This window comes from Halovenus carboxidivorans, assembly GCF_009831575.1.
Lineage (GTDB): Archaea > Halobacteriota > Halobacteria > Halobacteriales > Haloarculaceae > Halovenus > Halovenus carboxidivorans.
This window is the reverse complement of the sequence record NZ_WUUT01000005.1, coordinates 122765-148487: the sequence shown is the minus strand read 5'-3', so window position 1 is coordinate 148487 and position 25723 is coordinate 122765. Positions and strand designations below refer to the sequence as shown.

The 25723-nt window shown below is 66.1% G+C and carries 28 protein-coding genes and 1 pseudogene; 10 read left to right on the top strand and 19 right to left on the bottom strand.

What is annotated here, in order from left to right; translation table 11 throughout:
• The 12 genes and pseudogenes from GRX03_RS13160 to GRX03_RS13105 all read right to left on the bottom strand — a co-directional run bounded on the left by GRX03_RS13160 (nucleotide 1) and on the right by GRX03_RS13105 (nucleotide 6620).
• A complete protein-coding gene (locus GRX03_RS13160) occupies nucleotides 1–399 on the bottom strand; it encodes a 50S ribosomal protein L14 (protein WP_159764682.1) in 399 nt (132 codons plus the stop codon).
• A 17-nt stretch (nucleotides 400–416) separates the two neighbouring features.
• Nucleotides 417–743: pseudogene (locus tag GRX03_RS13155) on the bottom strand (30S ribosomal protein S17); the annotation flags it as partial.
• Nucleotides 734–1021 (bottom strand): ribonuclease P protein component 1, encoded by a 288-nt coding sequence (locus GRX03_RS13150; protein WP_159764680.1) that lies wholly within the window; start codon nucleotides 1019–1021, stop codon nucleotides 734–736. The gene GRX03_RS13150 and the pseudogene GRX03_RS13155, both read right to left, overlap by 10 nt.
• Nucleotide 1022: 1 nt before the next feature.
• Nucleotides 1023–1253 (bottom strand): 50S ribosomal protein L29, encoded by a 231-nt coding sequence (gene rpmC / locus GRX03_RS13145; protein WP_159764679.1) that lies wholly within the window; start codon nucleotides 1251–1253, stop codon nucleotides 1023–1025.
• Entirely contained in the window at nucleotides 1250–2149 is a 900-nt protein-coding gene (locus tag GRX03_RS13140; protein ID WP_159764678.1) for a 30S ribosomal protein S3, read from the bottom strand. The genes rpmC and GRX03_RS13140 overlap by 4 nt, the downstream gene beginning before the upstream one ends.
• Nucleotides 2149–2616 carry a 50S ribosomal protein L22 gene (locus tag GRX03_RS13135; RefSeq protein ID WP_159764677.1) on the bottom strand — a complete coding sequence of 156 codons (468 nt, stop codon included), beginning with the start codon at nucleotides 2614–2616 and terminating at the stop codon, nucleotides 2149–2151. Before GRX03_RS13135 ends, GRX03_RS13140 begins: the two co-directional genes overlap by 1 nt.
• A 3-nt stretch (nucleotides 2617–2619) precedes the next feature.
• Nucleotides 2620–3042 carry a 30S ribosomal protein S19 gene (locus tag GRX03_RS13130; RefSeq protein WP_159764676.1) on the bottom strand — a complete coding sequence of 141 codons (423 nt, stop codon included), beginning with the start codon at nucleotides 3040–3042 and terminating at the stop codon, nucleotides 2620–2622.
• Nucleotides 3039–3761 carry a 50S ribosomal protein L2 gene (locus GRX03_RS13125; protein ID WP_159764675.1) on the bottom strand — a complete coding sequence of 241 codons (723 nt, stop codon included), beginning with the start codon at nucleotides 3759–3761 and terminating at the stop codon, nucleotides 3039–3041. Before GRX03_RS13125 ends, GRX03_RS13130 begins: the two co-directional genes overlap by 4 nt.
• Before the next feature lie 2 nt (nucleotides 3762–3763).
• Complete coding sequence (locus tag GRX03_RS13120; RefSeq protein ID WP_159764674.1) at nucleotides 3764–4018, bottom strand: 50S ribosomal protein L23; 255 nt, start codon at nucleotides 4016–4018, stop codon at nucleotides 3764–3766.
• On the bottom strand, nucleotides 4015–4758 hold the full coding sequence (gene rpl4p, locus GRX03_RS13115; RefSeq protein ID WP_159764673.1) for a 50S ribosomal protein L4: 744 nt from the start codon (nucleotides 4756–4758) through the stop codon (nucleotides 4015–4017). The genes GRX03_RS13120 and rpl4p overlap by 4 nt, the downstream gene beginning before the upstream one ends.
• Nucleotides 4759–4761: 3 nt before the next feature.
• Nucleotides 4762–5766 carry a 50S ribosomal protein L3 gene (locus tag GRX03_RS13110; protein WP_159764672.1) on the bottom strand — a complete coding sequence of 335 codons (1005 nt, stop codon included), beginning with the start codon at nucleotides 5764–5766 and terminating at the stop codon, nucleotides 4762–4764.
• Between the two features lie 2 nt (nucleotides 5767–5768).
• Complete coding sequence (locus GRX03_RS13105) at nucleotides 5769–6620, bottom strand: putative RNA uridine N3 methyltransferase (protein ID WP_159764671.1); 852 nt, start codon at nucleotides 6618–6620, stop codon at nucleotides 5769–5771.
• 221 nt (nucleotides 6621–6841) lie between these two features.
• On the opposite strand from GRX03_RS13105, the gene GRX03_RS16925 reads away from it, so the two are divergent.
• On the top strand, nucleotides 6842–6970 hold the full coding sequence (locus tag GRX03_RS16925) for a hypothetical protein (protein ID WP_267902782.1): 129 nt from the start codon (nucleotides 6842–6844) through the stop codon (nucleotides 6968–6970).
• Nucleotides 6971–7042: 72 nt separating this feature from the next.
• The gene (gene mobA, locus GRX03_RS13100) at nucleotides 7043–7657 is read left to right on the top strand and encodes a molybdenum cofactor guanylyltransferase (protein WP_159764670.1); all 615 of its coding nucleotides are present in this window, start codon (nucleotides 7043–7045) and stop codon (nucleotides 7655–7657) included.
• A 12-nt stretch (nucleotides 7658–7669) separates the two neighbouring features.
• Here mobA and yqeC read toward each other — a convergent pair whose 3' ends face one another.
• The gene (gene yqeC / locus GRX03_RS13095; RefSeq protein ID WP_159764669.1) at nucleotides 7670–8410 is read right to left on the bottom strand and encodes a selenium cofactor biosynthesis protein YqeC; all 741 of its coding nucleotides are present in this window, start codon (nucleotides 8408–8410) and stop codon (nucleotides 7670–7672) included.
• 158 nt (nucleotides 8411–8568) lie between these two features.
• Here yqeC and GRX03_RS13090 point away from each other — a divergent pair, with 158 nt between their 5' ends.
• The gene (locus GRX03_RS13090; protein WP_159764668.1) at nucleotides 8569–9048 is read left to right on the top strand and encodes a pyridoxamine 5'-phosphate oxidase family protein; all 480 of its coding nucleotides are present in this window, start codon (nucleotides 8569–8571) and stop codon (nucleotides 9046–9048) included.
• 95 nt (nucleotides 9049–9143) lie between these two features.
• Here the strand turns inward: GRX03_RS13090 and GRX03_RS13085 are convergent, their stop codons facing one another.
• Both GRX03_RS13085 and GRX03_RS13080 read right to left on the bottom strand, forming a co-directional pair.
• The gene (locus GRX03_RS13085; protein ID WP_159764667.1) at nucleotides 9144–10919 is read right to left on the bottom strand and encodes an aldehyde ferredoxin oxidoreductase family protein; all 1776 of its coding nucleotides are present in this window, start codon (nucleotides 10917–10919) and stop codon (nucleotides 9144–9146) included.
• A gap of 189 nt (nucleotides 10920–11108) precedes the next feature.
• Nucleotides 11109–11381 carry a hypothetical protein gene (locus tag GRX03_RS13080; RefSeq protein WP_159764666.1) on the bottom strand — a complete coding sequence of 91 codons (273 nt, stop codon included), beginning with the start codon at nucleotides 11379–11381 and terminating at the stop codon, nucleotides 11109–11111.
• A 147-nt stretch (nucleotides 11382–11528) separates the two neighbouring features.
• On the opposite strand from GRX03_RS13080, the gene GRX03_RS13075 reads away from it, so the two are divergent.
• The 3 genes from GRX03_RS13075 to GRX03_RS13065 all read left to right on the top strand — a co-directional run bounded on the left by GRX03_RS13075 (nucleotide 11529) and on the right by GRX03_RS13065 (nucleotide 17913).
• On the top strand, nucleotides 11529–13097 hold the full coding sequence (locus GRX03_RS13075; protein ID WP_201289237.1) for an NADH-ubiquinone oxidoreductase-F iron-sulfur binding region domain-containing protein: 1569 nt from the start codon (nucleotides 11529–11531) through the stop codon (nucleotides 13095–13097).
• Nucleotides 13094–16411: a formate dehydrogenase subunit alpha gene (gene fdhF, locus GRX03_RS13070; RefSeq protein WP_159764665.1), complete on the top strand. Its 3318-nt coding sequence runs from the start codon at nucleotides 13094–13096 to the stop codon at nucleotides 16409–16411. Before GRX03_RS13075 ends, fdhF begins: the two co-directional genes overlap by 4 nt.
• A gap of 212 nt (nucleotides 16412–16623) precedes the next feature.
• Entirely contained in the window at nucleotides 16624–17913 is a 1290-nt protein-coding gene (locus GRX03_RS13065; protein ID WP_159764664.1) for an L-lactate MFS transporter, read from the top strand.
• A gap of 45 nt (nucleotides 17914–17958) precedes the next feature.
• Here the strand turns inward: GRX03_RS13065 and GRX03_RS13060 are convergent, their stop codons facing one another.
• Nucleotides 17959–18390 carry a PaaI family thioesterase gene (locus GRX03_RS13060; RefSeq protein ID WP_159764663.1) on the bottom strand — a complete coding sequence of 144 codons (432 nt, stop codon included), beginning with the start codon at nucleotides 18388–18390 and terminating at the stop codon, nucleotides 17959–17961.
• Nucleotides 18391–18492: 102 nt separating this feature from the next.
• Between GRX03_RS13060 and GRX03_RS13055 the strand changes: the two genes are divergently transcribed.
• The gene (locus tag GRX03_RS13055) at nucleotides 18493–19023 is read left to right on the top strand and encodes a hypothetical protein (protein WP_159764662.1); all 531 of its coding nucleotides are present in this window, start codon (nucleotides 18493–18495) and stop codon (nucleotides 19021–19023) included.
• 15 nt (nucleotides 19024–19038) lie between these two features.
• Here the strand turns inward: GRX03_RS13055 and GRX03_RS13050 are convergent, their stop codons facing one another.
• Together GRX03_RS13050 and GRX03_RS13045 are read right to left on the bottom strand one after the other, a co-directional pair.
• Nucleotides 19039–19203, bottom strand: coding sequence for a hypothetical protein (locus GRX03_RS13050; RefSeq protein WP_159764661.1), 165 nt, complete (start codon nucleotides 19201–19203; stop codon nucleotides 19039–19041).
• Between the two features lie 58 nt (nucleotides 19204–19261).
• Nucleotides 19262–20020: an SDR family NAD(P)-dependent oxidoreductase gene (locus GRX03_RS13045; protein WP_159764660.1), complete on the bottom strand. Its 759-nt coding sequence runs from the start codon at nucleotides 20018–20020 to the stop codon at nucleotides 19262–19264.
• 88 nt (nucleotides 20021–20108) lie between these two features.
• On the opposite strand from GRX03_RS13045, the gene GRX03_RS13040 reads away from it, so the two are divergent.
• The 3 genes from GRX03_RS13040 to GRX03_RS13030 all read left to right on the top strand — a co-directional run bounded on the left by GRX03_RS13040 (nucleotide 20109) and on the right by GRX03_RS13030 (nucleotide 24135).
• Nucleotides 20109–21326: an MFS transporter gene (locus GRX03_RS13040; protein WP_233739966.1), complete on the top strand. Its 1218-nt coding sequence runs from the start codon at nucleotides 20109–20111 to the stop codon at nucleotides 21324–21326.
• A gap of 145 nt (nucleotides 21327–21471) precedes the next feature.
• Nucleotides 21472–22110 carry a CAP domain-containing protein gene (locus tag GRX03_RS13035; protein WP_159764659.1) on the top strand — a complete coding sequence of 213 codons (639 nt, stop codon included), beginning with the start codon at nucleotides 21472–21474 and terminating at the stop codon, nucleotides 22108–22110.
• A 90-nt stretch (nucleotides 22111–22200) separates the two neighbouring features.
• On the top strand, nucleotides 22201–24135 hold the full coding sequence (locus GRX03_RS13030) for a DEAD/DEAH box helicase (RefSeq protein ID WP_394351734.1): 1935 nt from the start codon (nucleotides 22201–22203) through the stop codon (nucleotides 24133–24135).
• 2 nt (nucleotides 24136–24137) lie between these two features.
• On the opposite strand, the gene GRX03_RS13025 is transcribed toward GRX03_RS13030, so the two are convergent.
• Entirely contained in the window at nucleotides 24138–25706 is a 1569-nt protein-coding gene (locus GRX03_RS13025; protein ID WP_159764658.1) for a DUF7519 family protein, read from the bottom strand.
• Between the last annotated feature and the right edge of the window lie 17 nt (nucleotides 25707–25723).

Sequence of the window (25723 nt, the reverse complement as noted above, 5' to 3'; positions counted from 1 at the left end):
CTATACGATCATTGTCGCTGTCGAGGCAATCGACCCGAATCGCTCTGCGACCTCACGGGCGATTGGCCCCTTGATCTCGGTTCCGCGCGGCTCCTCGTTGTCGTCGATGATGACGGCGGCGTTGTCCTCGAACTGCACGCGGGTGCCGTCCGGTCGGCGGATCGGCTTCCGCTGGCGGATGACGACCGCTTCGAGCACCTGCCGGCGCATCTCCGGCGTCCCTTTCGTCACCGAGACGGTGATCTTGTCACCGATCCCGGCCTTGGGATGTCGGTTCAGCGTGCCGGAGTAGCCGTGGGTGCTGATGACCTTGAGCTCGCGTGCGCCCGTGTTGTCGGCGCAGTTGATCAGCGAGCCCTTCTCCAGGCCCTGGGTGACGTCCGCTTTCAGGGCCTCCATCAGTCGTCACCTCCGTCGACTTCGACGACGACGTGTGATTTCGTCTTCGAGAGCGGTCGGGTCTCTGCGATTCTGACGGTCGCACCCTCCGAAACGGGCCGCAGGATCTCCGGCACGTGGGCCGGAATCCGCGAGCGCCGCTTCATCAGGCGGTCGTACTTGGGAACCTGCACGTCGTACTCCCGTTCGACGACGACCGTCTTCTCCATGTCCGTCGAAACGACCTCGCCTTCGAGGACCTGGCCCCGAACGGGGAGGTCACCGAAGAACGGACATGTCTCGTACTCGTACTCCTCTGGATTCTCTGGTTCTGGTGGTGTGTCTACGTCTAATCCTATCGCCATTTCGAGTCACCTCGATGTTCTGTGCGCCGTGCTGGCCGTGCGACGAGTCGGCTGCCCGCCGTCGCAACGACCTCGCCCGACGGCAACGTCCACGCGAACTCCGCCGCCTCCTTGGGTACCTGCCGGACACGACCCTCGGACTCGATGCCCAGCGTCTGTGTCGTCTCCATCACGCACTCGCCGCTGATCCCCTCGAAGGCCGGATTCGACGCTGTCCGGACCTCGACGGGGAGGCCGACGAGTTCGTGTCGCGGGAGTGTTGTCGGGCGTACGTTCATGTTATTCGGTCGCGGGCGTCTGCTCGCCCTCGAAATCGCCCTCTTCGGTCTGGATCGTCTTGATCCGGGCGATGGTTCGCCGTAGCTCTTTGATCCGACCCGGGTTCTCCGGCTGCGCGCCGGCGGCTTTCGCGGACACGGCGTTCAGAAGCTCCGTCTCCAGATCTTCCAGCTCCGCCTGCCGTTCGGTCGGTGTCATGTCACGGATCTCGGCTGGATGCAGGATGGTCATTCGTCATCACCCTCCTCGTCCATCTCGTCCATGAGCTGTTCGGCCTCGGCTTCGGTCTCCTCGTCGAGTTCCTCCTCGACGTCGGCTTCGAGGTCCTCGAGTTCCTCCTCGACCCCTGCCTCCTCGGGCAGGTCGGGGTCCTCGAACTCCTCGGCCTCTTCGACCACTTCTTCGTCCGTCTCGTCGTCTTCCGGCGGCGCGCCGATCTCGGGCTCCTCGCCCTCCTCGGCCTCTTCGGGCTCGCCGGCGAGCAGTTCCTCGACGCCCTCGCCGTCGTCGACGATGTAGTCCTCGACTTGCTGGTCCTCGTAGACCTCGAAGTCGTCGGGAAGCTCCGCACCCGGCGGGATGATCTTCACCTGTACCCCGATGGTGCCGAGCTGGACGACCGCCGTGCCGATGCCGTGATCGACGATCTCCTCGGCGGGTTCGCCGTTGTGTTTGATGTAGCCACGGTTGAACTTCTCGACGCGCGAGCGTGCGCCCGTGACCTTTCCGCTCAGGACGATCTCCGCACCGAGCGCGCCGGCTTCCATGATCCGGTCGATCGTCGTGTGACCGGCCTTCCGGAAGTACCAGCCGCGTTCGAGTGCGTTCGCCAGGCGGTCCGCGACGATCCGGGCGTTCAGGTCCGGCTCTTCGACCTCCTGGACGTCGACCTGGGGGTCCTCCAGCCCGAAGTCCTCTTCGAGCGTGGTAGTGATCTTGCGGATGTTCTTCCCGCCTTTGCCGATGACCATTCCCGGCTTCTCGGCTTTGAGCACGATCTGTGTGCCCATCGGCGTCTTCGCGATCTCCATCCCGCCGTAGCCGGCGCGACCGAGCTCTTCCTGGAAGAACTCGTCGATCTGGGTGCGCTGCAGCCCGTTCTCGATGAACTGGAGTTCGTCAGCCATTACTCATCACCCTCCGTCTCTTCGAGGACCAGTTCCACGTCTACTTCCGGCGTGTTCCACGGACTCGCTCGCCCCATCGCCCGGGGTTTGCGACCCTGTGCCTCGCCGACCTTGTGGGCGGCGACGTGCATGATCTCCATCTCCTCGCCCTCGAATCCCTGGTACTCCGCGTTACCGATCGCGTTTTCCAGCAGATCGAGGAAGGCCTCGCTGGCCTTCTCGGGGAACCGACCGGCGTCCCAGCCGTCGACATCGCTCCGGTGACCGACACCGGAGTTGTGCTGTCGGAACGGCACCGACTGGGTGCCCTCGATGACAGCCTCGAGATACTCGACTGCGTCGCTTGCGGTCATCCCCTTGATCTCACGGGCGATGGCTTTGCTGTGCTTGTGGCTTATGTGCCGCTCCCGGAGCATCGCTTTCGCCGTCGTCTCCGGGTCGGCCTCGACTGAGTAGCTAATTCCCATGATTTACTTGAGGGGTACGAACTTCGAGGAGCGTGTCGCTCCGATGCCGGCCTGTCCGTGTTCGACCGACGTTCGGGTGAGCTGGAACTCGCCCAGGTAGTGGCCGAGCATCTCCGGCTCGATCTCGACACGCTCGAAGGACTGACCGTTGTGCACCGCGAAGGTCAGTCCGACCATCTCCGGGAGGATCGGCATATCTCGCAGATGCGTGCGGATCGGATTGTTTGCCGTCTCCTCCTCGTCGGCTTCGCGGGCCTCTTCGAGCAGCTGCTCTTTCTCGTAGGACAGGCCGCGTTTGATACTTCGCCGCTGGCGTGCGGGCAGCAGTTCCGCGACTTCCTCGAGACTCAGTTCCTGCAGCTCGTCGAGCGTGTGACCACGGTAGGTGAACTCGCCTTCGTGGCCGATCTGGTAGTCCGAACTCATTCGTTTCCACCTCGTCCGGTGCGTTTCGAGGAGATGTCCCCGACCTTCCGCCCCGGCGGGGCGTTCCGCGAGATGGATTTCGGCTTGCCGGGGTGCTGGCGGCCACCGCCACCGAACGGGTGGTCGACGGCGTTCATCGCGACGCCACGCACCCGGGGCCAGACGGTCCCGCGGGATTTGACTTTGTGGTACTTCTTGCCCGCCTTGAGGACGGGTTTCTCCGTTCGACCGCCGCCCGCGACGACGCCGATCGTCGCCCGGCACTGCGGATCGAGCCGTTTCATCTCGTCGCTCGGTAGCTGGACGACCGCGACGTTGCGGTCGTGGGTCAGAAGCGTCGCGTTGACACCCGACGCGCGGGCGAACTTGCCGCCGTCGCCCGGCTTGGCCTCGACGTTACAGACCGGGACACCTTCCGGGATCTCCGCCAGCGGCATGGTGTTCCCGGGCTCGATTGCCGCCGAGACACCGATCTGGATCTCGTCGCCGACAGCGACGCCCTCGGGCGCGAGCACGAGTCGCCGGTCGCCGTCGTCGAACTGCACGTCGGCCACCGGGGCGCTCCGTGCGGGGTCGTGCTCGATGTCGAGCACTTCGCCGGTGACGGTATCCTTGTCCTCCAGTTTCCGGTGGTCCATGTCGGCTTTGTACCGATGCGACGGGGCTCGGAACGTCGAGCCGCCGCGTCCGCGTCGTTGTCCGCGAATGCGTCGTCCCATCGTTAGAACACCCCGATTCGGCTTGCGACTTCCTGCGCGTCGTGCTCGTCCGAGAGTGTCAGTTCAGCCTTCTTCTCGCCGTTTGGCGTGACCATCGTGTTGACATCCGTGACGGTGAGGTCGAACTGCTCTTCGACCTCCGTCTTGATCTGACCTTTCTCCGCGTCGGTGTGACAGATGAAGACCATCTTGTTGTCGAAGTCCATCTTGTCGACGGTCTTCTCGGTCACGTGTGGGTGTTTGATTGCGTCTGTCATCGGTCGGCCACCTCCTCGACTGCGCTTTCGGTCCAGACGGTGAGTCGGCCGGGATGGGTTCCCGGCGCGAGATCCTCCGCGTTCAGCTCTGCTGCGGTGGTTACGTCCGCGCCGGCGAGGTTGCGCGCGGCGCGAGACGGTTCCTCGCTGGTCACGAAGAGGATCGATTTCGGTCGCGTGTACTTGCGGCCACGCGCCGAGCCCTGTCCGGCCTTGATCTTCGTCTCGTCGGCCCGCTCGATGTCGGCGTGGAGGCCGAGTGCGTCGAGCATGGCGGCCGCTTCCTGTGTCTTGTAGACCTCCTCGAACTCGTCGGAGACGACCACGGGCAGTTCGACGTCCTCGTCGAACTCGTGGCCGCGCTCTGCGACGACCTCGGGGTCGGCGGTGGCGGCGATCGCCGAGCGGACCGCCTTCTGTCGCTCCTTGTCGTTGATGTCGAGCGACCGGTCCTTCTCGGCCTTCGGCGGGTGTGCGGGTCGACCGCCCACGGTCTGTGGGACGCGCCGACCGCGCCCGCCCTCACGCGGAACGTGTGCCTGACCGCGACCGGACCCGAACGACTCCGCCGGCGTCCGCATGCCGGCGTACTCGTCGGCCCCGTAGTCCTGCTTTCGATTCGCCTGTGCGGCGAGTACGGCCCTCTTGATGAGATCCGGCCGGTACTCGCTGTCGAACACGTCCGGGAGATCAATCTCCCCGTCCGTGTCGCCCTCGATTGTGCGTACTGGTACCTGCATAGTTTATCCCTGGTTCGATGCTGTCGAGACGTACCGCACCTCGGGGTCGAGACGCGGCTGGTCGTTCGGACGCACTGCGGGGCGCAGGCGGACGAGTCGCTTGTCCGGACCGGGCACCGAGCCCTTGACGAGCGCGTACTCGTTGTCGACCTCGCCGTAGTCGATGAATCCGCCCTCGACGGTCGGATCCTCCTCGCCGAGATCGATCAGGCGCTTGTTGAGTTCGGTGCGCTGGTGGTAGCCGGTCTGTCCCTGCTGGGGGACCGTCGAGCGGACGCGGCTCGGGTTCCACGGACCGAGGTTGCCGATCCGTCGTCGCCAGCCCTGCCGGGCGTGTTTGCCCTTCCGCTTCTGGACGCCCCAGCGTTTGACGGGACCCTGCGTCCCTTTCCCTTTCGTGACGGCCGCCACGTCGGCGTACTCGCCGGCGCGGAACACGTCGTTGACCGAGTACTCCTCGTCGCCGAGCAGGTCGAGACCGAACTCGACGCGGTCTTCGAGCGAGCCGCCGCCGACGCGGTTCTCCATCACGTCGGGTTTCTTCTTGGGCACGCCGTCGACGTCGGCCGGGACGGTGTGCGTGATCGCACGCACGTCCGCGAGCCGACCCTCGTCGAGTGCCTCCTGAATCTGTTCCTCCGAAGCGCCGCCGTCCTCGGGCACGTCGAGTGCCCGGTCGAGGTCGGGGTGGAACTCGTCCGCCCAGACCTCCGTCAGCGGTCGCTTGCCGTACGGTGTGTCTTCGTAGGCCCGGAGCGCGACAACCCGCATCGGTGGCGTCTCGACGACGGTCACCGGTACTGTCTCCTCCATCCCCTGTCGCGGGGAGTCGGGTTCGTCGTTGATCATCACGACGTGGGTCATTCCGGCTTTGTAGCCGGCGAAACCCTGGAGCGCAGGCTGACCGTCGTCGTCCGGCCAACTGTTGAAGCGAGGCGTCTCGCTGGACGCTCGCTTGCGCGGGCTGAAGCCCATCGAGCCTTTTCGTGGTCGTTCTGGTTGTGGCATGGTTACTCCATGAGGTTCAGGCAGGCAAGTGTCGCGAACACCGCTTCTTCGGTGCGGACGACCTGACTGCCCTGGTTCGGAACCGTATTCAGCCAGAGGTCGAACCCTCCAGTCTCTTTGGAGCCGTCTTCGCGAATCTCCTCCGGCGACAGCCCGAGGATCGCGGGCAACCCGCGTTCGGGTGCGCCAAAGGCGACTGTGAACTCGTGCTCGCCCGCGTCCGCGCCTGCGGACTCGGCTGCGAGCTCGTTCAGCCGGTCGGGACGGAGTATCTCACCGTGCCGCGAGGCGGCAATGGTGAGCCCGGCGTCCGACCGCGATACTGCCGCGTCGAGGTCCGGGGTATCGACGGTGTAGCCAGATGGCTTACCGACGATCTTTGCCCGGACCGGCTCTCGCGAAGAGACGTCGATGGTGACGCGCTCTCCCTCCGTGAGATCCATCCCGTCTGGGACGAGGAGAGAGATCGGGTGTTGCAGTCCGCAATTGACCCGGACGCGCCCATCTGATACGGCCTTCGTCACGATTCCCTGTCTTAACGACCCCGAATCGTCCGATCCGGAGCCGGTCTGTGAACGCGAGCGGAGCGGCGGCAGGACGCCCGCGTACGCCAGTTCGTCCCGCGTATCCCAGAGCTCCTTTCGGAGGTCCGGGGGCGTTGCGGCGTATCTGAGTACGGTTTCGACGAACCCGTCGTCGTATTTCCGTTCGCCCTCGGGGTCCGGGTAGACCGACAACCGGTCCACCCGGAAGACCGTGGCCGCGCGGGCCACGTAACCGATCTTGCGAGTCGCCTCGCGTTTGTCCTCGGCTTCCCGGGCGAGCGACGACGGCACGAGTACGCTGACGGTCATGCCGTAACGCTTCCACGTCGCGCCACTAGACTGTAGCGATTACTCTCGTACGCTGAGTTAAAAAGCCCCCGTTTCGTTCGCGGGCTGGGTGGCGTTCACATGGCCTGCTGGGGGATCTCTCGGCACTTTCGCCCTGCCTACCCGTGGGGTTGGTCCCCACACCGTTTCGAAGCCAGAACTGCCGAGAAACTGCTACCCCCTTCGCTCCGGGACAACAGCGTGTGGAAGAACTTCTGCTCGCGATCCTCAAAGGCGGTGAGGTCGTCGCCGACTGTATCGGCGGGATCTCTCAGAGCGACGAAGACGAGCAGGCCGGCCCTGATGAAGACGAGTCCAATCGAGAGCCCTGACCGGACGGCGAGCACCGCTCTTCGGAACGGCGCGACGTGAGATTCATTCGTGCCGGCCTCGAACGGCCGGGTATGCGAAGCGGCGTCATCGTCGCGGGCGGACACTCGACGCGGTTCGGCGAGAGCGACAAGGCCACCGCAGAACTGGCCGGCACGCCGATGCTCCGCCGCGTCGCCGACCGTCTGCGGCCGGTCGTCGACGAACTGGTTGTCAACTGCCGCGAGGACCAGCGAGCGAGCATCCGAGACGCACTCGCGGGGTATCCCCTCCCGGTCAGGTACGCGCTCGACGAGGAGGAGGACCGCGGCCCCGTCGCCGGCATCCGCAACGGGCTCGCCGATGTCGAAGGAGAGTACGCCGCCGTCGTCGCCTGCGACATGCCCTTCGTCCAGTCCGGTGTCATCTCGATGCTATTCGACCGGGCCGAAGGACACGACGGCGCTGTCCCGCGGCTCGACGACGGCTGGTTTCAGACCACCCAGGCGGTCTACCGCGCAGACGCGATGCGGGCGGCCTGTGAGCGGGCGCTCGCGCAGGGGGATCCACGGATCGTTGCACCGCTCGAGGATATCGAACACGTCGTCGTCGGGAGCGAGGAGATCGAAGCGGTTGGCTCCACGGAGAGCTTCGAGAACATCAACACGCGCGAGGAGTTCGAGCGGGCCGCAAAGCAGTTCGAGTCCTGATTCTCGGTGGGGCTACTCGATCACGTCGACGACCGGGTCGTCCGCCAGCAGGCTCGTGAGGACGACTCGTGGCACGTCCGCACGGTCGAGAACGTCCCTCGCAATCTCACGACCAACCTCGGCCAGCCCGTCGTCGTCGACCTTGTTGAGGACGGGAACCGTGGTCGCGCCGTCGGGAACGTGTTTGAGTCCTCCCGCGGGGCTGGCGAGCACGGCTCCCACATCTGAGGTGGTGATCTCCTCGCCCGGGCTGAGTCCGGTGATCGAGGCGACCCGTTCGGGACGGTGCACGACATCCTCGCCGAGCGGTTCGCCGACCGCGTGGACGCTCGCGATGGGGAGCACGGTCTCCGTCGTCTCCGGAATCTGTGGCTCCTGGTCGCCGGGGGCTTTGAACTCCCGCGTCCTGGCGCCGTCGGCTTTGGCCAGCACCACGTCCGCGACACCTGCCCGCCCGAGGTCGTCGACCACGGCGGTATCGTACCCCCGGTATCTGGTCTCTCCGTCCCGCCCCGCAACGGCCCCGACCGGATAGCTGTCGGCGTCACGCAACGCTTCGACCGGATCGTCGGTCGCGACGACCCCGCTCACCTGTTCGTCGAAGATGGGGATCCGGACCGTCGCCGTGACGACGCTCCGAAGCCCCTCGTCGGCGGCCCGACCGGCCAGCGTGTACAGCATCGTCTTCTTCCCGCCGGCGCCGACGACGCAGACGACCCCCGATCTGGCGTCTACCGCGTCGAGAAGGTCCATACTTCAGGCTACGTGGGACGTGATAAAGGCGTTACGAGGCGACGTACCGACTCTGCCCCGACTCCCGTCGGTGACCACCGAGGTCCCTCGGTCGGGGCGTTGGCACCTGAGTTAGAATGCCCGGAGGGTTCACATTTCTAACAGCACTGAGTGGACCTATGACCGTTTCCGAGTTGGAAGCGTACGGCATGCAGTGGATGGACGAGGAGTCGGTGGACGACTGCCTCTCTGCACAGTCGACGGGCGTCCTGGGGCTTCCGGACGAACAGGCACCGTATCTGTTGCCGCTGTCCTACGCCTTCGACGGTGGGGATAACCTGTACTTCACCTACGTTCTCGGCGAGTCGAGTCGGAAGGGCGAACTGACGGCGCAGGCGGATCTGGCCCGGTTTCTCGTCTACGAGGCCAGTTCGCAGTTTCGGTGGCAGAGCGTCCTCCTCACCGGTCGGCTCGACCGCGTCGACGAGGACCAGTGGTCCGAAATTCGGCACCTGCTCGCCGACGCGTGGCAGCCGAACACGCTGCAGACCGCCGCGACGTCCGGCGGGGTCGAGGTCTACGAGTTCGAGATCCGGGACCGCTCCGGCATCGAACAGGACGGCCTGGCCCCGGGGTTCCGAGAGAACGTCGACCCCTGAGGTGGACGTCTCGTCTCCGAGCCCAGCGGGTGACGGGGTACCGACCAGTCGCCGCGCGCGCCCGAATCCGCCCGACCGAGTCTCGTCGGTTTCGATCAGGACGACTCCTCCGACCCTGACGCCGACCCCGCGACGGGCGTCTCCCCGTCGAGTGCATCCGTGAGATCGAGTCGGGCCACGGTCTGCGCGGTCGGAATGCCGTTTTCGCTCCACCCGCGGGCCGCGTAGTACTCGTCGAGCATTCGCTCGAACCGACCGGAATCGACCACCGATCCCTCGTTCGGCCCGGAGGCGACGGGTCGCTGGAGCGCCGCCGGGAGTTCGTCGTCGGCCCTGTCGAACCCCTCGCGGACGTTGAACAGCCTGGTCAGCGTCCAGATCCGTTCACCCACTGTCGCCAGCGAACCGGCCGTCTCGAGTCCGACGACGTCGAGCCACTCCTCACCGAGATCTTCGAACACGTCCCCGACGAAGTCGTCGACGATCAGACTCCAGAGGACGGCACGCTCGTTTTGCTCGGTAATGACGGTGTCGACGATCCGCTCGACGCTCCACTCCTCGAAGACGGCACGCTCGACCGGCCGGGCACGCCTGTGACAGCCGCCACGGTCACTCGTGGCGTAGGCGAGGGCCATGCTCTCTGCCCCCCGCGGATCGTAGGAGGGGAGCTCCATCGACTTGACAGTCGGGACGAACTCGTCGCCGCCGGTTGCCGCCACCGCCGCCGCGACGCCGTCGGCGAGACGGTCCCCCGTGTCGCCGTCGCGGGTGGCGATCGCTCGGACGAGCGAGCGGGCCGTGTCCACGTCTCCGAACTCGTACTCCTCGTCGAGCAGCCCGGCCTGGCTGGCGCGGATTGCCCACGCGATGGCACTCCCAGTACTGACGAGATCGAGTCCGAGTCGATCACAGAGCCCGCCGAGCTCCGCGACCGCTTCCGCGTCACCGATTCCCAGCCCGGCCCCGAGCGACAGCGAGGCGGCTCCCCGGGTGACCGTCTCACCCGCGTCTGTCTCGACGCGGAAATCGCCCTGCTGGTCACGGTCGGGGTGTTCGCGCTCGGTCGCCAGCTCGCGGATCGCTTCGACGCCGATGTCGACGGCGTCCTCGAACCGTGACTCCTGCCAGCCGCGGGTCGGGAGGATTCCCACTTCGTCGGTGAAATCGACCGTCTCGACGGTCCCGCCAGCGGAGAGCCACTGTCCGGTTCCCGAGGCCTCGAACTGCTCGGCGTATCGCTCTCTGAGCGCGGACAGCCCGCTCGGTGACTCACCGCGGACGACGACCGCCTTGCACCGTTTCGCGCCCATCACCGCACCGGCACCGCCACGGCCGGCGTGGTGCTCGCCGCCGTCAGATGCGAGCGTCGCGTATGAGACCTGTGACTCGCCCGCCGGGCCGATACAGGCGACTGCCGCGTCGGGTCGTGCCTCCGCGGTAGCGTCGGTTTCGGCCCCCCAGAGATCCGTCGATTCGATCCCGACAGAACCGTCTGCGACGACGATCTCGACCGGTTCGTCTGCCTGCCCCGTCACGAGAATCCCCGCGGCGTCACCGAGCGCACCGGCGAACCGCCCGGGGAACGCCCCGCCGGCGTAGGAGTCGAGGAAGGTACCGGTCAGCGGCGACTTCGTGACGACGACGTACCGGTTCTCCCCGGGTAACAACCCCGTCAGCGGTCCCCTGAACAACAGAATCGCGTTCTCGGGACCGAGCGGGTCGACGCCGGCGTCGAGTTCGTCGTACAGATACCGCGCTGCGAGTCCTTTGCCGCCGACGAACCGCCGTCGCCACGACTCCGGAACCGGCTCCCGACTCACCGACCGCTCCGAGAGGTCGACCCTGACGATTTCGGGCAGTGTTTCGAGCATCTTCACACCCCCCTGAGACCCGGAGGTCCCCCTCCTGGCTCTCTCATCGTCGCGATGGCAACTGAGTGGAGTCGGGTGTCACGGTACCGCCGGACGCTGAAGCAGTGCTCTTGCGGTTGTATCATCGGACTGGTCGGGCTCGTGGCTGGTGTTGGATCATTCGACGCGGAGACAGATACGGCCGCTCGGCTACCGCAGATCCATCTCCTCTGCGCGCTCGACGGCGAGGTCCGCGAGTTCGTCGAGGTCGCTCTCGGAGCGGTCCGCGAGCACGCGGAGCATCATTCCCAGATGAACCGCGGCGTTCTCTCTGAGTTCTTCGGCCGACTCCGTATCGTTACCGAAGTAGTACTCGTGACGGCCGTCCTCGTGAACTAGCCCCGTATAGAGCGAGTACAACTCACCTGTCTCGATAGCCGATGCCGCTTCGGAACGCACCTCTCGAAACCGTGGGTTAGCCATACCGTACACTCGCCCGGCAGCGACTAAACGCCTTGGCTTCGCGGGCCGAGACCGTGCCAACACGTGTCAACGCTCTTCAGGAAGATACAAAAACGAAACCTCGTAATCACGGTGTATGGTATATAACAGCCACAGTCGGGGGGATATATGACAGGATTTCCAAGTATGCACGACAAGCCGTCGAGCGAATCGACTGCGGAGACGCTCATCAGATTCTCTTCGGGGCCGGATCGGGGGGACGCGACGGACGTACTCAGCGCGGCCGAGGAGGTCGCAGACGACGTGGCGGTCAGAGCGACTGGCCCGACGGGGATCACCGCCTACGAACCGCTGGCACTGGTCAGCACAGACGGCGAGACTCGGATGTACGCCGCCGTGGACGCCTCACAGGCGACCGACCTCGTCCGTGCGGCCGAAGCCGGCGAGTCGACCGATTTCGAGCCGTTCGCGGTGGTCGAACACGAAGACGACGGGACGCTCCCGGTTCCGGACGAGGGACCGCTCGCTGTCGGCGACCGCCGACTCCTCGCGAAGTGCGGCTGGGCGAACCCGGTCGCTCCGGCAGACTGGACGCTGGTCTCGGAGCGCGTGACCGCCGAGACGCGGCTGGAGACCCCGATTCTCGGACGCGGCCGCGGTGACGCGGTGGCGGAGACACCCGTCACCGAGGCGTGGGACACGATTCGCGAGACGGACGGCGAGCCAGTCGTCGTGGTGAACGCACACGATACCGACCCGCGCCACCGGAGCGACGAGACGCTGCTCGCCGGTGCGACCGTCGCCGTTCTCGACGCGGCCGTGACGGCTGGCGTGCTCGTCGGCGCGACTGACGTGCTCGTCCTGCTCGACGCGGACGCTCCCGTTCGGCCCCGTCTCGAAGAGGCGGCAGACGCACTGGCCGAATCGCTCCCGATCACGCCCAAAATCGCCGTCGGGCCGCCGGAGTACCGGGCCGGTGATCCGACTGCCGCCCTGGAGGTGTTGGAGGGAAACGACCGAATCGAGCCACGCCGCCAGCCCCCGTCGCCCGCCAGCTACGGGCTGTACGGCCGCCCGACCGCCGTCCACTCCGTCAGAACCGTGCTCCAGGCCCGGGCGGCGCTCCAGCGGGAACTTCCCGACCTATCGCCGCCGGGTTCGGACGACGGAGAGCCGACCGACGGAGAGCGAGCGCCGACACGGTTGTTCAGCGTGACCGGCGACGTAGACCACCCCGCGGTCGTCGAGCTATCGGCCGACGATTCGCTGTCGGCGGTGCGTGAGGCCGTCGCCCCGACCGACGGCGTCGGGATGGTCTGCGTCGGCGGAATCTTCGGAGGGTTGACCGATACGCTCGATTACGACCCCACGGCAGAGGCCCTGACCGAGGCGGGTCTCGGACTGACGGGCGGCGTCGAGATTCTCGGCGAGAGTCGGTGTCCGGTATCTGAGGCCGGCGAACGCGTTCAGTTTGCGGCCGAGGAGAACAGCGGACGATGCGTTCCCGGCCGCGAGGGAACCCAACAACTGACCGAACTGCTCCGCGACATCTACGGCGGGACGTTCGACGCCGAGAAGATCACCGAACTCGCCAGGGTCATGCGAACCACTGCCAACTGCCAGATCGGTGCGACGGCCCCGCGACCGGTCACGACCGCGCTCGACAGATTCGGCGAACAGTTCACCGAACACGCGAACGGAACCTGCCGACACGGCACCTGCTCAGATAATCTATGAGTACCGAGAAATCACTCCCACACGTTCCAGACGTTACAGACCCCAGACCATCGACACCGGTAACGGCGGAGTTCGAGACCGGGACCGCGAACGATCCACCGGTAGGTACGGCCGGCGACGACGGAACGACGATCACCGTCGACGGCCACGAGGTGAGTCTCCCACCGGGTTCGACCGTCATCGACGCGCTCGAACGCCTCGACGACGACATCGTCTCCGTCGACCCCGGAGTCGACGGCGTGGCAGAGGAGACGGACGTGCCCGCGCTCTGTCACTACGACAGGGGGGGCGACTGCGCCGACGAAATCGGTCCCCGAAGCACCTGTCGGACCTGTATGGTCGAGACGGACGAACACGGCCTGGTGCCGTCCTGTTCGTTCCCGGCGGAAGACGGACTGAACGTCCGGACAGACACCGACAGCGCCGAGGAGAGCAGAAGCGTCAATCTCGACCTGGTTCTCTCGAATCACAACCTCCGCTGTACCACCTGCAACGGCAACGGCCGGTGTGAACTCCAGTCGGCCGCGATCAGCGAGGGCGTCAACCACCCGCGGTACGGCGTCTTCGACGACCGCTCGGAGTACGAACCGCTCGACGACACGTCGTCGTTCATCCAGATCGACCGCAACAAGTGCATCCTCTGTAACCGCTGTGTCGAAGGCTGTAACGACGTACAGGTCGAGGGCGTCCTCCGGATGGAGGGCCACGGCGAGGACACCCGCATCGGATTCCAGTCGGACGCCGAGACGATGGCCGACTCGGAGTGTGTCTCCTGTGGCCACTGCGCGACGGTCTGTCCGACCGGATCGCTGACCGAGAAGGGAATCGGCGGGGCCGCCACGCTCCCGCTGCCCGGGTTCACCCAGCGCAACTCCATCGGCACGGTCATCGAACACGAACCGGTCGAGACCCTCGACGACACCGACTCGCCGAACCGCGAGCCCGGCCCCGGCACGGGTATCGAAGCCGAACCGGACCCGATCGAAGCGGAAGGCGGTATCTCGTCGTACATGTCGAACGCCAAGCGCCTGGCCGGTGACCTCGCGAAGGAGTACGGCAGAAAGGCCTTCCTGGCCGGCGAACACACCGCCGAGGCAATCGCGGCCAACACGCTTCCCGAGGGACGACTGTTCGACATCGCCGACGCCGTCAGCGACTACCGACTCGGCAAAATCGACAAACAGGAGACCACCTGCGGGTTCTGTGCGGTCGGCTGTCGGTTCGAGATGTGGGGGAAAGACGACGACTCGCTGGGAGTCGTGCCGGTCGATGATCCCGACGACGCCCCGGCGAATAACTTCTCGACGTGTGTCAAAGGGAAGTTCGGCCACGAGTTCGCGAACAGCAAACAGCGACTGACGGACCCGCTTGTGCGCGACGAGGACGGGGACCTGCGGCCGGCCTCCTGGGAGGAGGCGCTCGATCACGTCGCGGAGAACCTGCGGGAGATCCAGGACGAACACGGGATCGACGCAGTCGGCTGTCTCGCCTCCTCGAAGGGAAGCAACGAGGAGGCTTACCTCGTCCAGAAGTTCGCCCGGCAGGTGCTCGGGACGAAAAACATCGACAACTGCGCTCGGCTCTGCCACGCCTCGACGGTCGCCGCGCTCCAGCAGACGCTTGGGTACGGCGCGATGTCCAACCGCATCAACGAGGACATCGGGGAGGCCGACGCCTACCTCATCTCCGGGTCGAACACGACCGAGTCGCACCCGGTGCTGGCGACCCGCATCAAACAGAACGTCCGCGACGGCGCCGATCTCGTCGTCTTCGACCCCCGGAAGATCGGTATCGCGGAGCACGCCGATCAGTACACCCGGACGAAGCCGGGATACGACGTGACCTGGCTCAACGGGCTCATCCGGTACATCATCGAGCACGACCTCCACGACGAGGCGTTCATCGAGCGAAACACGAAGAACTTCGAGGAACTGAAAGAGAAGGTCCAGGCGTTCACCCCCGAGAAAGTCGAGGAACTCGCCGGCGTCCCACCGGAGGAAATCGCGTCGGCGGCGGAGACGCTGGCCGAAGCCGACAAGGTCGTCTTCGGCTGGGCGATGGGGATGACCCAACAGAGCACCGGGACGGAGAACCTGCTGGCGATGGCCGATCTCGCGCTCGTGTTGGGCCAGGTCGGCAAGCCCGGCGCGGGTCTCTCGCCGTTCCGCGGCCAGAACAACGTCCAGGGCGGTGGCGGCGACATGGGCACGCTCCCCGGCAGCCTCCCCGGCTACCAGGACCCCTCCGACGAGGAAGTCGCCGAGAAGTTCGAGGCCGAGTGGGGCGAGCGCCCGCCCGAGGAGCCCGGCCTGAAGGTCCCGGAGATGCTCGAAGAGGCCCACAACGGCAACCTCCGCGGGATGTACGTCGTCGGCGAGAATCCGGCGCTGTCCGAACCCGACATCCAGCACGCCGAGGAGGCCCTGGCGGATCTGGACTTCCTCGTCGTGCAGGACATCTTCATGACCGAAACGGCCCAGCACGCGGATGTCGTCCTGCCGGCGGCCACCTCGCCGGAGAAACACGGCACATTCACGAACACCGAGCGCCGCATCCAGCGGGTCCGTCCGACTTCCCGACCGCCGGGAGACGCCCGTCAGGACTGGGAGATCACCCAGGAACTGGCCCGTCGCCTCGGCTACGACTGGGACTACGACCACCCCCGCGAGATCATGGACGAGATCAACTCGGTGGCCCCCATCTACGGCGGCGTGACCTACGACCGCCTGGAGGAGGGCGAGGAACACGGTCTCCAGTGGCCCTGCTGGGACGAGGACCACCCCGGGACGCCGTACCTCTACGACTACGAGGAGGGCAACTTCAACTTCGAGGACGGGAAGGCGCGGTTCGTCCCGGCCGACGGCGGCCATCCCGGGGAACTCCCCGACGAGGAGTACCCGCTCACGCTGACCTCCGGTCGGGTGCTGTACCACTGGCACACCGGCCAGATCACCCGCCGCGTCGAAGGGCTAATGAGCCACGTCGGCGAGAGCTTCGTGGAGGTCCACCCCGAGACCGCCGACAACCTCGGCATCGCTGACGGGGAGTACGTCCGCGTCGAGTCACGGCGGGGCGACATTGTCGTCAAGGCACAGGTCACCGACCGCGTCGGTGAAGGGACGCTGTTCATCCCGATGCACTTCGCGGCCGGTGCCGTCAACAAACTCACCGGCGAGACCTTCGACCCGCAGGCGGGAATTCCGGAGTACAAGGTTTCGAGCGTCAAGATCGAACCGCTCGGTCCCGACGCGGACGCGTCGACGCTGCGACCCGACGTGCCGTCGGAGCCCCGTGACGGCGTCGCGGACGACTGAGCATCCGTCGCCGCACTGATTCGGGACCGTATTTTCGCCACAGTCGTCGCTCGTAACCCGTGGGTTGCTCTTCGAGAACAGTAGATCCCGCCCGGCCCGGACACCGGTACCCTGCTGTTGTCACTCATTCCCATGGTAATATAAAGAAACCTTAATAGTACGGTTTGACACTTAACACAGGCTTTTTTGACGTTCCTTCATCAAAGGCGTGTATGCCATCTTCAACGGCTGAGAAAAACCGGTGGCTGATTGCAGTCGGTGCGGTTGCAATCCACCTATCCATCGGGGGGATTTACGCGTACAGCATCTACCAAGTACCGCTTAACGAGGCGCAGGGATGGAGTACGTCGAGCGTCACGCTGGCGTTCTCTATCGCCGTGTTCGTCCTGGGCTTCACCGCGGCCTTCCTCGGGAAGTACGTCGAGAAGTACGGGCCTCGCCTCTCGGGGCTCGCCGCGGCGGTGCTCTACGGCGCCGGGATGCTCGGTTCGGGGCTGAGCGTCCAACTCGGGAGCCTGCCGCTGTTTCTCGCTACGTTCGGTGTTCTCGGGGGAATGGGCATCGGACTCGGGTACATCTCACCCATCGGAACGCTCGTCGAGTGGTTCCCGGACCGCCGAGGTATGGCAACCGGTCTCGCAGTCATGGGATTCGGTGCGGGTGCGTTGCTCACCGGCCCGCTGGGGAACTACCTGATCCAGACGTTCAGTATCCCTGTGGCATTTTACGGGCTCGGGGCGCTGTACTTCGTGCTCATGGTCGCGGGAGCGAGCTATCTCGCCAAGCCGCCGGAGGACTGGGTTCCGGAGGGCATGGAGTCGACGGAGAACGCGCAGGAAGAGGCCCGCAGCGCGCTGCCGGGACTGGATAACCTCACCGCCGCCGAGGCGCGGACCTCCCCGCGGTTCTGGATGGTCTGGTTGATCATCTTCATCAACGTCTCCGCGGGGATCATGCTGCTGGCGTTCGCCTCACCGATGCTCCAGGAGATCGCCGGTGCGACCGCCACGACGGCCGCGTTCATCACCGGCTACATCGGCATCTTCAACGGTGGCGGCCGGATCTTCTGGTCGACGCTTTCGGATTACATCGGCCGAACGACCGTCTACGGAGCGTTCATGGGAATTCAGATCGTCGCCTTCTTGGTGATGCCGCAGTTGGCTGGGGTCTGGATCCTGGCGGGAACGATCTTCCTCGTGATTACCTGTTACGGCGGTGGATTCGCGTGTCTGCCGGCGTACCTGAGCGATCTGTTCGGCACCAAGGAGGTCAGCGCGATCCACGGCTACGCCCTGACGGCGTGGGCGCTGGCCGGGGTCGCCGGCCCGCAGATCGCGTCGTTCATTCTGGAGACGACCGGGGGCTACACGCAGGCGCTGTACATCATGAACGGCGCGCTCGTCGTCGGCCTGCTCACGGTGCTGGTGCTGCGTCGGCAGATCGGCAAACTCCAGGCCGAAAGCGACGCGCAGGTCGGAACTGCCGCGGCGACTGACGACTGACGACTACCGCGACACTTTTTTGCTACCGCGCTCGGGGTCGAGGAGTCACTCGTAGCCGATCTCGGGGCCGAGTTCGATATCGCTGGGCACGAACGTCGCCGTCGCACGCGCCAGTTGACTGCCGTCGTCGTCTTCGATCACGGACCCGGCGATGTACTGTCCCGGATTGTCGTGTACTACCTCGCCGCGAGCGTGCATCGTCCCCTCGGTGATCGGTCGCGTCAGGTAGAGGTTCATCTGTGTCGTCAGCACGAACACGTCCTCGACCAGCGAGTTCGCCGCGAAGAAGGCGGCGTCGTCCAGCGCCTTGAAGTAGGCCGTTCCGTGGACGGCCCCCGCGGGGTGGTGCAGTTTCTCCGAGACGGGGAGGTCGATAGTCGCCTCGCCCTCCGAGACGTTCAACTCCGGGTCGAAGAACTCGTTGATCGGGGCGTGGTCGTGGTACATCCGTTCGAGTTTCCGGTAGTGCTCTGACATTGCGCCCCGTTCGACGGCACCGGTAGTAAGCCCTGGGGGTCGCTGGTCCCCCACCGCTCGGACCGAAATACCGAAGTCCAGGCTCCTGATACGTTCATCTGTATGGCCGATATCGATGATCTCGTCGAAGCCGTCGTCGACGTCGAGGACGTGATCGAGGAAGTCGGCGACCCCGAGGAACTGGTGGGTGATCTGATCGAGGATCCCTTCGTCATCGTCTTCGGTCTGGTCGCCGGCTTCGCCGGCCTGCTCACGATGTTGCTGTTCGCCGTTACGGTCGGGGCTATCCTGCTCTCGGTCGGCCCGCTCTGGATTCTCGTGTCGCTGACGGTGTTCATGTTCCTCGTCTTACTGCTCGCGTTCGGCGCCTTCCTCTACGTCCGGACCAGCCTCTCGGACAGCGTCCAGCAGAAATTCGACGAAGCGCTCGCGCGGGCCGACACCAACTCCAACTCGACCGGTTCGATGACCGAACAGGAGGCCATCGACGAACTGAAGCGCCTCTACGCGGAGGGTGACCTCCGGGATCACGAACTCGATCAGGCCCTGGATGACGTGCTCACGAGCGACGACCCCCAACGCGTCCTCGAACGGTACAGAGATACCGACTCGGCGGAGTACGAGTACTCCTGACTCGCCACGGGGGGCCTACTGCCCGGCGGTACTGCCCGACACCGGAAGCTCTATCGTCCGGTCGCTCGCGAACAGCGCAAACAGCGCAAACAGCGCGAACAATCCGGGTTCGTTCGCCGGGACGCCGAGTACTCCGAAGATGCCGAGGATGCCGAGGCTTCGGACTGGTATCTCGGTCATACTCGTCCGTTCCGGCTCCGGTATAAAAACGCCACCGGCGATTCTAACGCCCAGAAACTCAGCAACTTGAGAACCCGCCGTCGACGACCAGCGCTTCGCCGGTGATCCAGTCGGCTTCGTCCGAGGCCAGAAAGAGCATCGCGTTGGCGATATCCTCGGGTTCGCCGAGCCGCTTGAGGGGGTACTCCTCGGCCATCTCGGCTTTCATCTGCTCCCACTCCTCCCGGCTGCGGTTCCGCCGGGGCATCGACGTGTCGGTGATCCCGGGACAGACGGCGTTGACCCGGATCCCGTGCGGGCCGACCTCCGCGGCCACCGCGCGGGTGAAGTTGACGACCGCCCCCTTCGTCAGCGAGTACGCCGACAGCATCGGCGCGCCGATGACCCCCGCCAGCGAGGCGGTGTTGACGATTGCGCCCCTGCCCTGTTCTTTGAACTGTGGGATCGCCGAGACGGTGCCGTTCCAGACGCCTTTGACGTTGACGTCGATCAGTTGATCGCGCTGGTCGTCGCTGATCTCCTCGACGTGGAGTCGTTCGTGGCTGACACCCGCGTTGTTGAGCAGGATGTCCAGCCCGTACTCCTCGACGGTGGCGTCGATCGCGGAACTGAACGCCTTCCGGTCGCGCACGTCGAGTTCGTGGGCGACTCCCTCGCCGCCTGACGCCTCGACCCGTTCGACCGTCTCCACTGCGCTCTCGTGGTCGATATCGGCGGCCACGACTGTTGCGCCCTCCGCTGCGAATCGCGTCGCCGCCGCGCGGCCTAACCCCGAGCCGCCGCCGGTGATAAACGCGGTTTTGTCTTCGAGCCGCATGCTGTATCCACCGACCGGCAGGGGTATAAAATACGGGGCATCGCTCGACCGGGCGAAATGAACGGATCTTTCCCGCCGCCGTGTCCAGATGCAGGCAATGACCCAGTCGGTGTCGTGGCGGTCGTACGCCCTCGTGGTGCTGGGAACGCTCGTCTACACCTCGCTGATGTTCAGTTGGTTCTCGCTGCCGGCGTATCTCCCGACGATTATCGACGATGTCGGCCTGTCGAGCACCGAAGCGGGCATCCTCGCCGGTGCGGTGCCGCTGACGTACATCCCGCTGGCGCTGTTTTCCGGACTGGCCGTCGACCGGTTCGGACCGGGGCACAGCCTCGGGGTCGCACTCGGATGTATCGGCGTCGCACAGATCGCCCGGAGCGCAGCACCCGGATTCCTCGGACTGCTCGCGACGACCATCGGCCTGGGCGTCGGTGCGACGCTGGTTACCTTCGGACTCCCGAAACTCGTCTCGGTGCTCTTCCCGCCCGACGAGACTGGTCTCCCGTCGTCCATCTATCTGGTCGGGGCGTCGGCCGGAACCGCGACGGCGTTCAGCCTGGGCCGGCCGCTGATCGGTCCGGCACTCGGCGGCTGGCGACGGCTCTTCTTCTGGAGTGGTGTCCTCATCCTCGGATACGCCGTCGTCTGGCTCGCCGTCGTCCGGCTGTCACGGCTACGGACCGCCTCGGGTGAGGGCGACGGTTCCGGGGACAATCCCGCACTCCGAGATCTGAAGACGGTCCTCCTGCACCGAGAGCTTCGGCTCGTCGTCGTTCTCGGGATCACGTACCTGCTCATTATCCACGGACTCCAGGGCTGGCTGCCGGCGATTCTCGAATCGCGGGGGCTCTCGGCCGAGCGCGCCGGACAGACGACGACCCTGCTGGTCGGAGCGAACGTCCTCGGAGTGTTGACGATCCCCGGTCTCGCGGACCGCTTCGGCGCGCGGCGCGCGGCTATCGTTGCGACCAGCGCCGTCGCCGGGCTGGGCGTGGCGGCGATCATCGGCGGCGGGCGCTCGCTTGTGGCTGTCGCGGGTATCGTCGGGGCGGGACTCGGCGTCGGTGGCCTCTCGCCGATGGTCCGTGCAATCCCGCCCGCGCTGGACGGGATCGGCGCTCGACTGACCGGCACCGCCGTCGGTCTCGTCTTCGCCGTCGGTGAGATCGGTGGCTTCGCCGGGCCGTTTCTGATCGGCTTTCTCCGGGAATCGACCGGTTCGTTTACTCCCGGCCTCGCCGTGTTAGCAGTCAGTGGCATCGCGGCCGTCGTCGCTGGCTTCCGACTCGACTCCGCCGGCGGCTGAGCGACCCCGAAGCGGCGACGACCCTCCGCTGTTCGCTCGAACGGTCTCCGGGTTCGTCGTCGTCCTACCTGTCTCGTTCTCGACTGAGACGGGCAAGTTCTCGTCTATGCAAAACCCTCAATCAGATTCAGCCCGTTGGTCGTACATGGACAACCGCCGCCCCCGCGGCTCGGATCGGCCGTCGACGGAGCGGGCAGCCAGCGATCTCTGGTCGGTGGTCGTCGGGGCCGTCCTCGGCGTGGTACTGCTCGTTGGGCTGTTGTACGTCGGCGGCGCGAGCCCCCTGGGGGGCGATCAGTCGGCAGCCAACACGACTGACCAGCCGGCGGCGTCCGATCTCAACATCACCGCGGCGGAGCGAGCGGTCGCAGCGGCGATCAACCGCGAACGGGTCAACCGCGGTCGGCCGCCGGTCGAGTACGACGAGGAGATAGCGACGGTCGCCCGCAACCACAGCCAGGATATGGTCGAGCGGAGCTACTACGCCCACGTCTCGCCGGAAGGGGACACCGCGTTCGACCGGATACAGAACGGACCCGCCTCCTGTGCCGTCGTCGGGGAGAACATCGCCGCGACCTGGTGGAACAAACCCTTCGAGACGACCGACGGCGAGCGCGAGCGACACACGTCTATCGCGGAGTTGGCCGCGGGCCTCGCAGAGCAGTGGCTCAACTCGCAGAGTCACCGGAAGAATATGCTCGATCCGCGCTGGGAACGCACCGGCGTCGGTATCGCCGTCACCCCCGAGGGCGAGGTTCTCGTCACGCAGAACTTCTGTGCGTGAGCCGGGTGAGTCGGGGCGCACCCTCACTGGAGACAGCCACCAGACCCGATGACGCAAACAGTTTGTTTACCGCCGCACTAGCACTGGTCAGTGACAGACACAGGGGACTCTGACGACGCGACGAGCGAGCGGCCGGGTGTCGACGGCCCGGACGGAACCGATGCGGACGGCCCGGACGCGGATCTGTTCTACGACGCTCTGGAGTCGCTCGGTCGGCCGGTACTCACCGCGACCCGTTACGCACAGCTGCGGGAGTGCACCCACGAGGAAGCGGTCGCGGAACTCGACGCGCTCGTGGACTCGGAGACGGCGGAGCGACTGGACGTGGCGAACGATCCCGTCGTCTGGTATCCCGTCGACTGGGCGCGGATGACCGACCGCGAGCGGGTCATCCTCTTCCCGGACCGCCGGGAGATCGTCGTCGACCAGCCCGAGCAGTTCACCCGCGCACAACTTTCGCAGTTCGCCCACCTCGTCGAGACGACTGGCTCGGGGGCTTACAAGTACGAGATCCGTCAGGAGGACATCTGGCAGGCACCGTACGAGACGCTCGACGATCTGCTCGGCACCGTCCGGTCGGTGTTGCCCGAGCGGTCCGACCCGCTGGAGTCGTGGATTCGCTCACAGTACGAGCGGGCGAACAAGTTCCGTCTGCGGACCCACGAGGACGGCTACACGGTGCTCGAAGCTCAGACAGCCGATCTCATGGGTAACGTCGCCCGGCAGAAACTCGACGACGACCAGCTACGGGCGCCGATCTCCGAGACCGAGAGCTGGGTCGCCGAGGAGTCGATCGCGGCGGTCAAACGGATTCTCTACGAGGCCGGCTATCCGGTTCGGGACGAGCGCGACCTGGAGCGAGGGGAACCGCTCCCGGTCGAGTTAGAACTGGAACTGCGCTCCTACCAGAAGCAGTGGGTCTCGAACTTCCTGGAGACCGCCTCCGGCGTCCTCGTCGGCCCGCCGGGCAGCGGCAAAACAGTCGCCGCACTCGGCATCCTGAGTGAGATCGAAGGCGAGACGCTCATCCTCGTGCCGGGTCGGGAACTGGCGAGTCAGTGGCGCGACGAACTGCTCGCACGCACCGACTTAGATCCGGAGCAGATCGGTGAGTACCACGGCGGCCAGAAGGAGATCCGCCCGGTCACGATCGCCACCTACCGAACCGCGGGGATGGACCGACACCGCCAGTTGTTCGACAGCCGCGAGTGGGGCCTGATCGTCTACGACGAGGTGCATCACATCTCCGCGCCCGTCTACCGTCGCAGCGCCGACCTCCAGACGAGACATCGTCTCGGCCTCTCCTCCTCGCCCGTCCGCGAAGACGACAACGAGAGCGACATCTTCACGCTGATCGGCCCGCCGATCGGCACGGACTGGGACGGACTGTTCGAGGCCGGCTACGTTGCCGAACCGGAAGTCGAGATTCGGTTCGTTCCCTGGGGCGACCGCGAGGCGCGCAACCAGTACGTCAGTTCGGAGGGCCACGAACGCCGCCAACTCGCGGCGACCAACCCCGCGAAACTGAGCGAGATCGAGGCGCTGCTGGGCGCCCATCCCGACGAGCAGGCGCTCGTGTTCGTCGAGTATCTCGACCAGGGCCGGGCCTACGCCGACGCGCTCGGGGTACCGTTTATCAGCGGCGAGATGCCCCACGCCCGTCGGGAACAGTACTTCGAGCAGTTCCGCAACGGGACGCTCTCGACGCTGATCGTCTCGCGGGTCGGTGACGAAGGGATCGACCTCCCGAGCGCCGCGCTCGCTATCGTGGCCTCCGGGCTGGGCGGCTCCCGACGACAGGGAACACAGCGCGCCGGCCGAACGATGCGGCCCACCGGCCGCGCGCAGATGTACGTGCTCGCCACCCAGGGGACCCGCGAGGAGGAGTTCGCCCGCCGCCGCATGCGCCACCTCGCAGAGAAAGGCGTCCGAGTGACCGAAACGACCGTCGAATCCGGCGGCTTCGAGGAGAGAGTCGACGATTCCGCGGACGACGCGGCCGAGGAACCCGGGCCGGAGGAGTGAGCTCACCCGAGCACGGAGTCCCGGAGCGCGAGCGAGAGGGCGATGAACCCGCCGCCGAGGCAGGCGACCGCGAGCGTCGCGCGGGGCGAGGCGCTCACCGAGTCCGGAGCGACCGACAGCAGGGCGAACGCGGCGGCCAGCGCGACGGCACCGACCAGAAGCGTGGCGCTCGCGTGCACTATCTCGACGGCCCGGCTCTCGCCGGGTCCGATCTCTCGGTCGAGTTCCGCGCCGAAGTTACCGATATCCCAGACGGCGAGGCTCACCACGACCGTCCCGAGAACGAGCCAGGTCGGCCCCCCTTGTACGACCAGTCCGATCGCCCCGAGGAGCAATCCGCCGCTCGCGATCGAAAAGCCCGCGCCGTCGTCGGTCAGATAGCCCAGGTAGACCGCCGACCACGAACTCAGCCCGATCACGCCCGCGAGTGCAACCAGCACGCCGGCCAGCAGGACGACCACCGCCGTCTCGCCGTAGACGGTGACCACCGGAAGCACCCGGCTCTGGACCTCCAGCGCCAGCGACGAGGGCAACCGGGCCGTCGTCTCGGTGAGGATTCGGTCGAATACCCGTCCGGCGGTGGCGGCGGCGACGACGGTGAGCAGACAGCCGGCGGCGAACGGGCCGAGCCACTGGCTTCCGCCCGGTTCGGACCACTCCGCCCACTGCCGTAACAGCGAATCGACCAGAATCCAGCCGACTGTGACGACGACAACGCCGAACAGTAGTACCCTGAGCGCGCCCGCTGTCGTGACGGACTGGATCGCCGCGTAGAGGCCGGGGCCGAGCGCCGCCTGCAACTGCCCGGGGGGGACGCTCGCCTCGATCACGATAGCGGGGACCATCGCGACCCCGGTCAGGCTGACGGCAGCCCGCAGGCCACTCGTGAGCCGGGAGACGGTCCTGTATCTGGAGCGGTTGCCGTCCCCGGCGAGCAGGTCCGCCACCGGCACCTGTCGGAGGAACAGCAGCACGGAGACGCCGGTGACGGTGAAGACGAACAGGAACGATCCGAGGTGGAGATGCGTCAGCCTCGGAGCGAAGACGACCCGTACAGACCGGGCGAGCACCTGCCCGAACGGACTCTGCGAGGCGCTCGGCGCCCCCCCGAGCGCGACCCGGACGAACAGGACCAGTCCCGTCGTGACCGGGGCGCTCGCCGTCACGAACGCGATGCGGGTATACGCACGCAGCGAGGGTTCGTCGAGAATGTCACGCCAGCCGAGTACGAACCCGAACAGCGCGATAGTACAGCCGATAACGATGCTCAGCCCGCCGAGAATCTCCAGGATCGCGACCGAGATCAGCGGCGAACTCGGGACCGGAAACTGCGAGCCGACCAGAAGCAGCGTCGTCCCGAAGATGCCGCCGATGAAGCCGATCCCGACGGGAATCGCCAGTAGCCCGAGTGCGAATCCCCGCCCCGGGCTGGTCTCCCCGTGATCGGTCAGCGCGAAACACGCGGCCAGACAGAGGATCCCGACGACCCCCATCACGACCGGCGCCCAGAGTTCGAGCACCTCTCGGAACAACAGCCCGCCGGCGACGGCTCCGAGCCCGATCGCGAGCATCGAACTCGTCCGCAGTG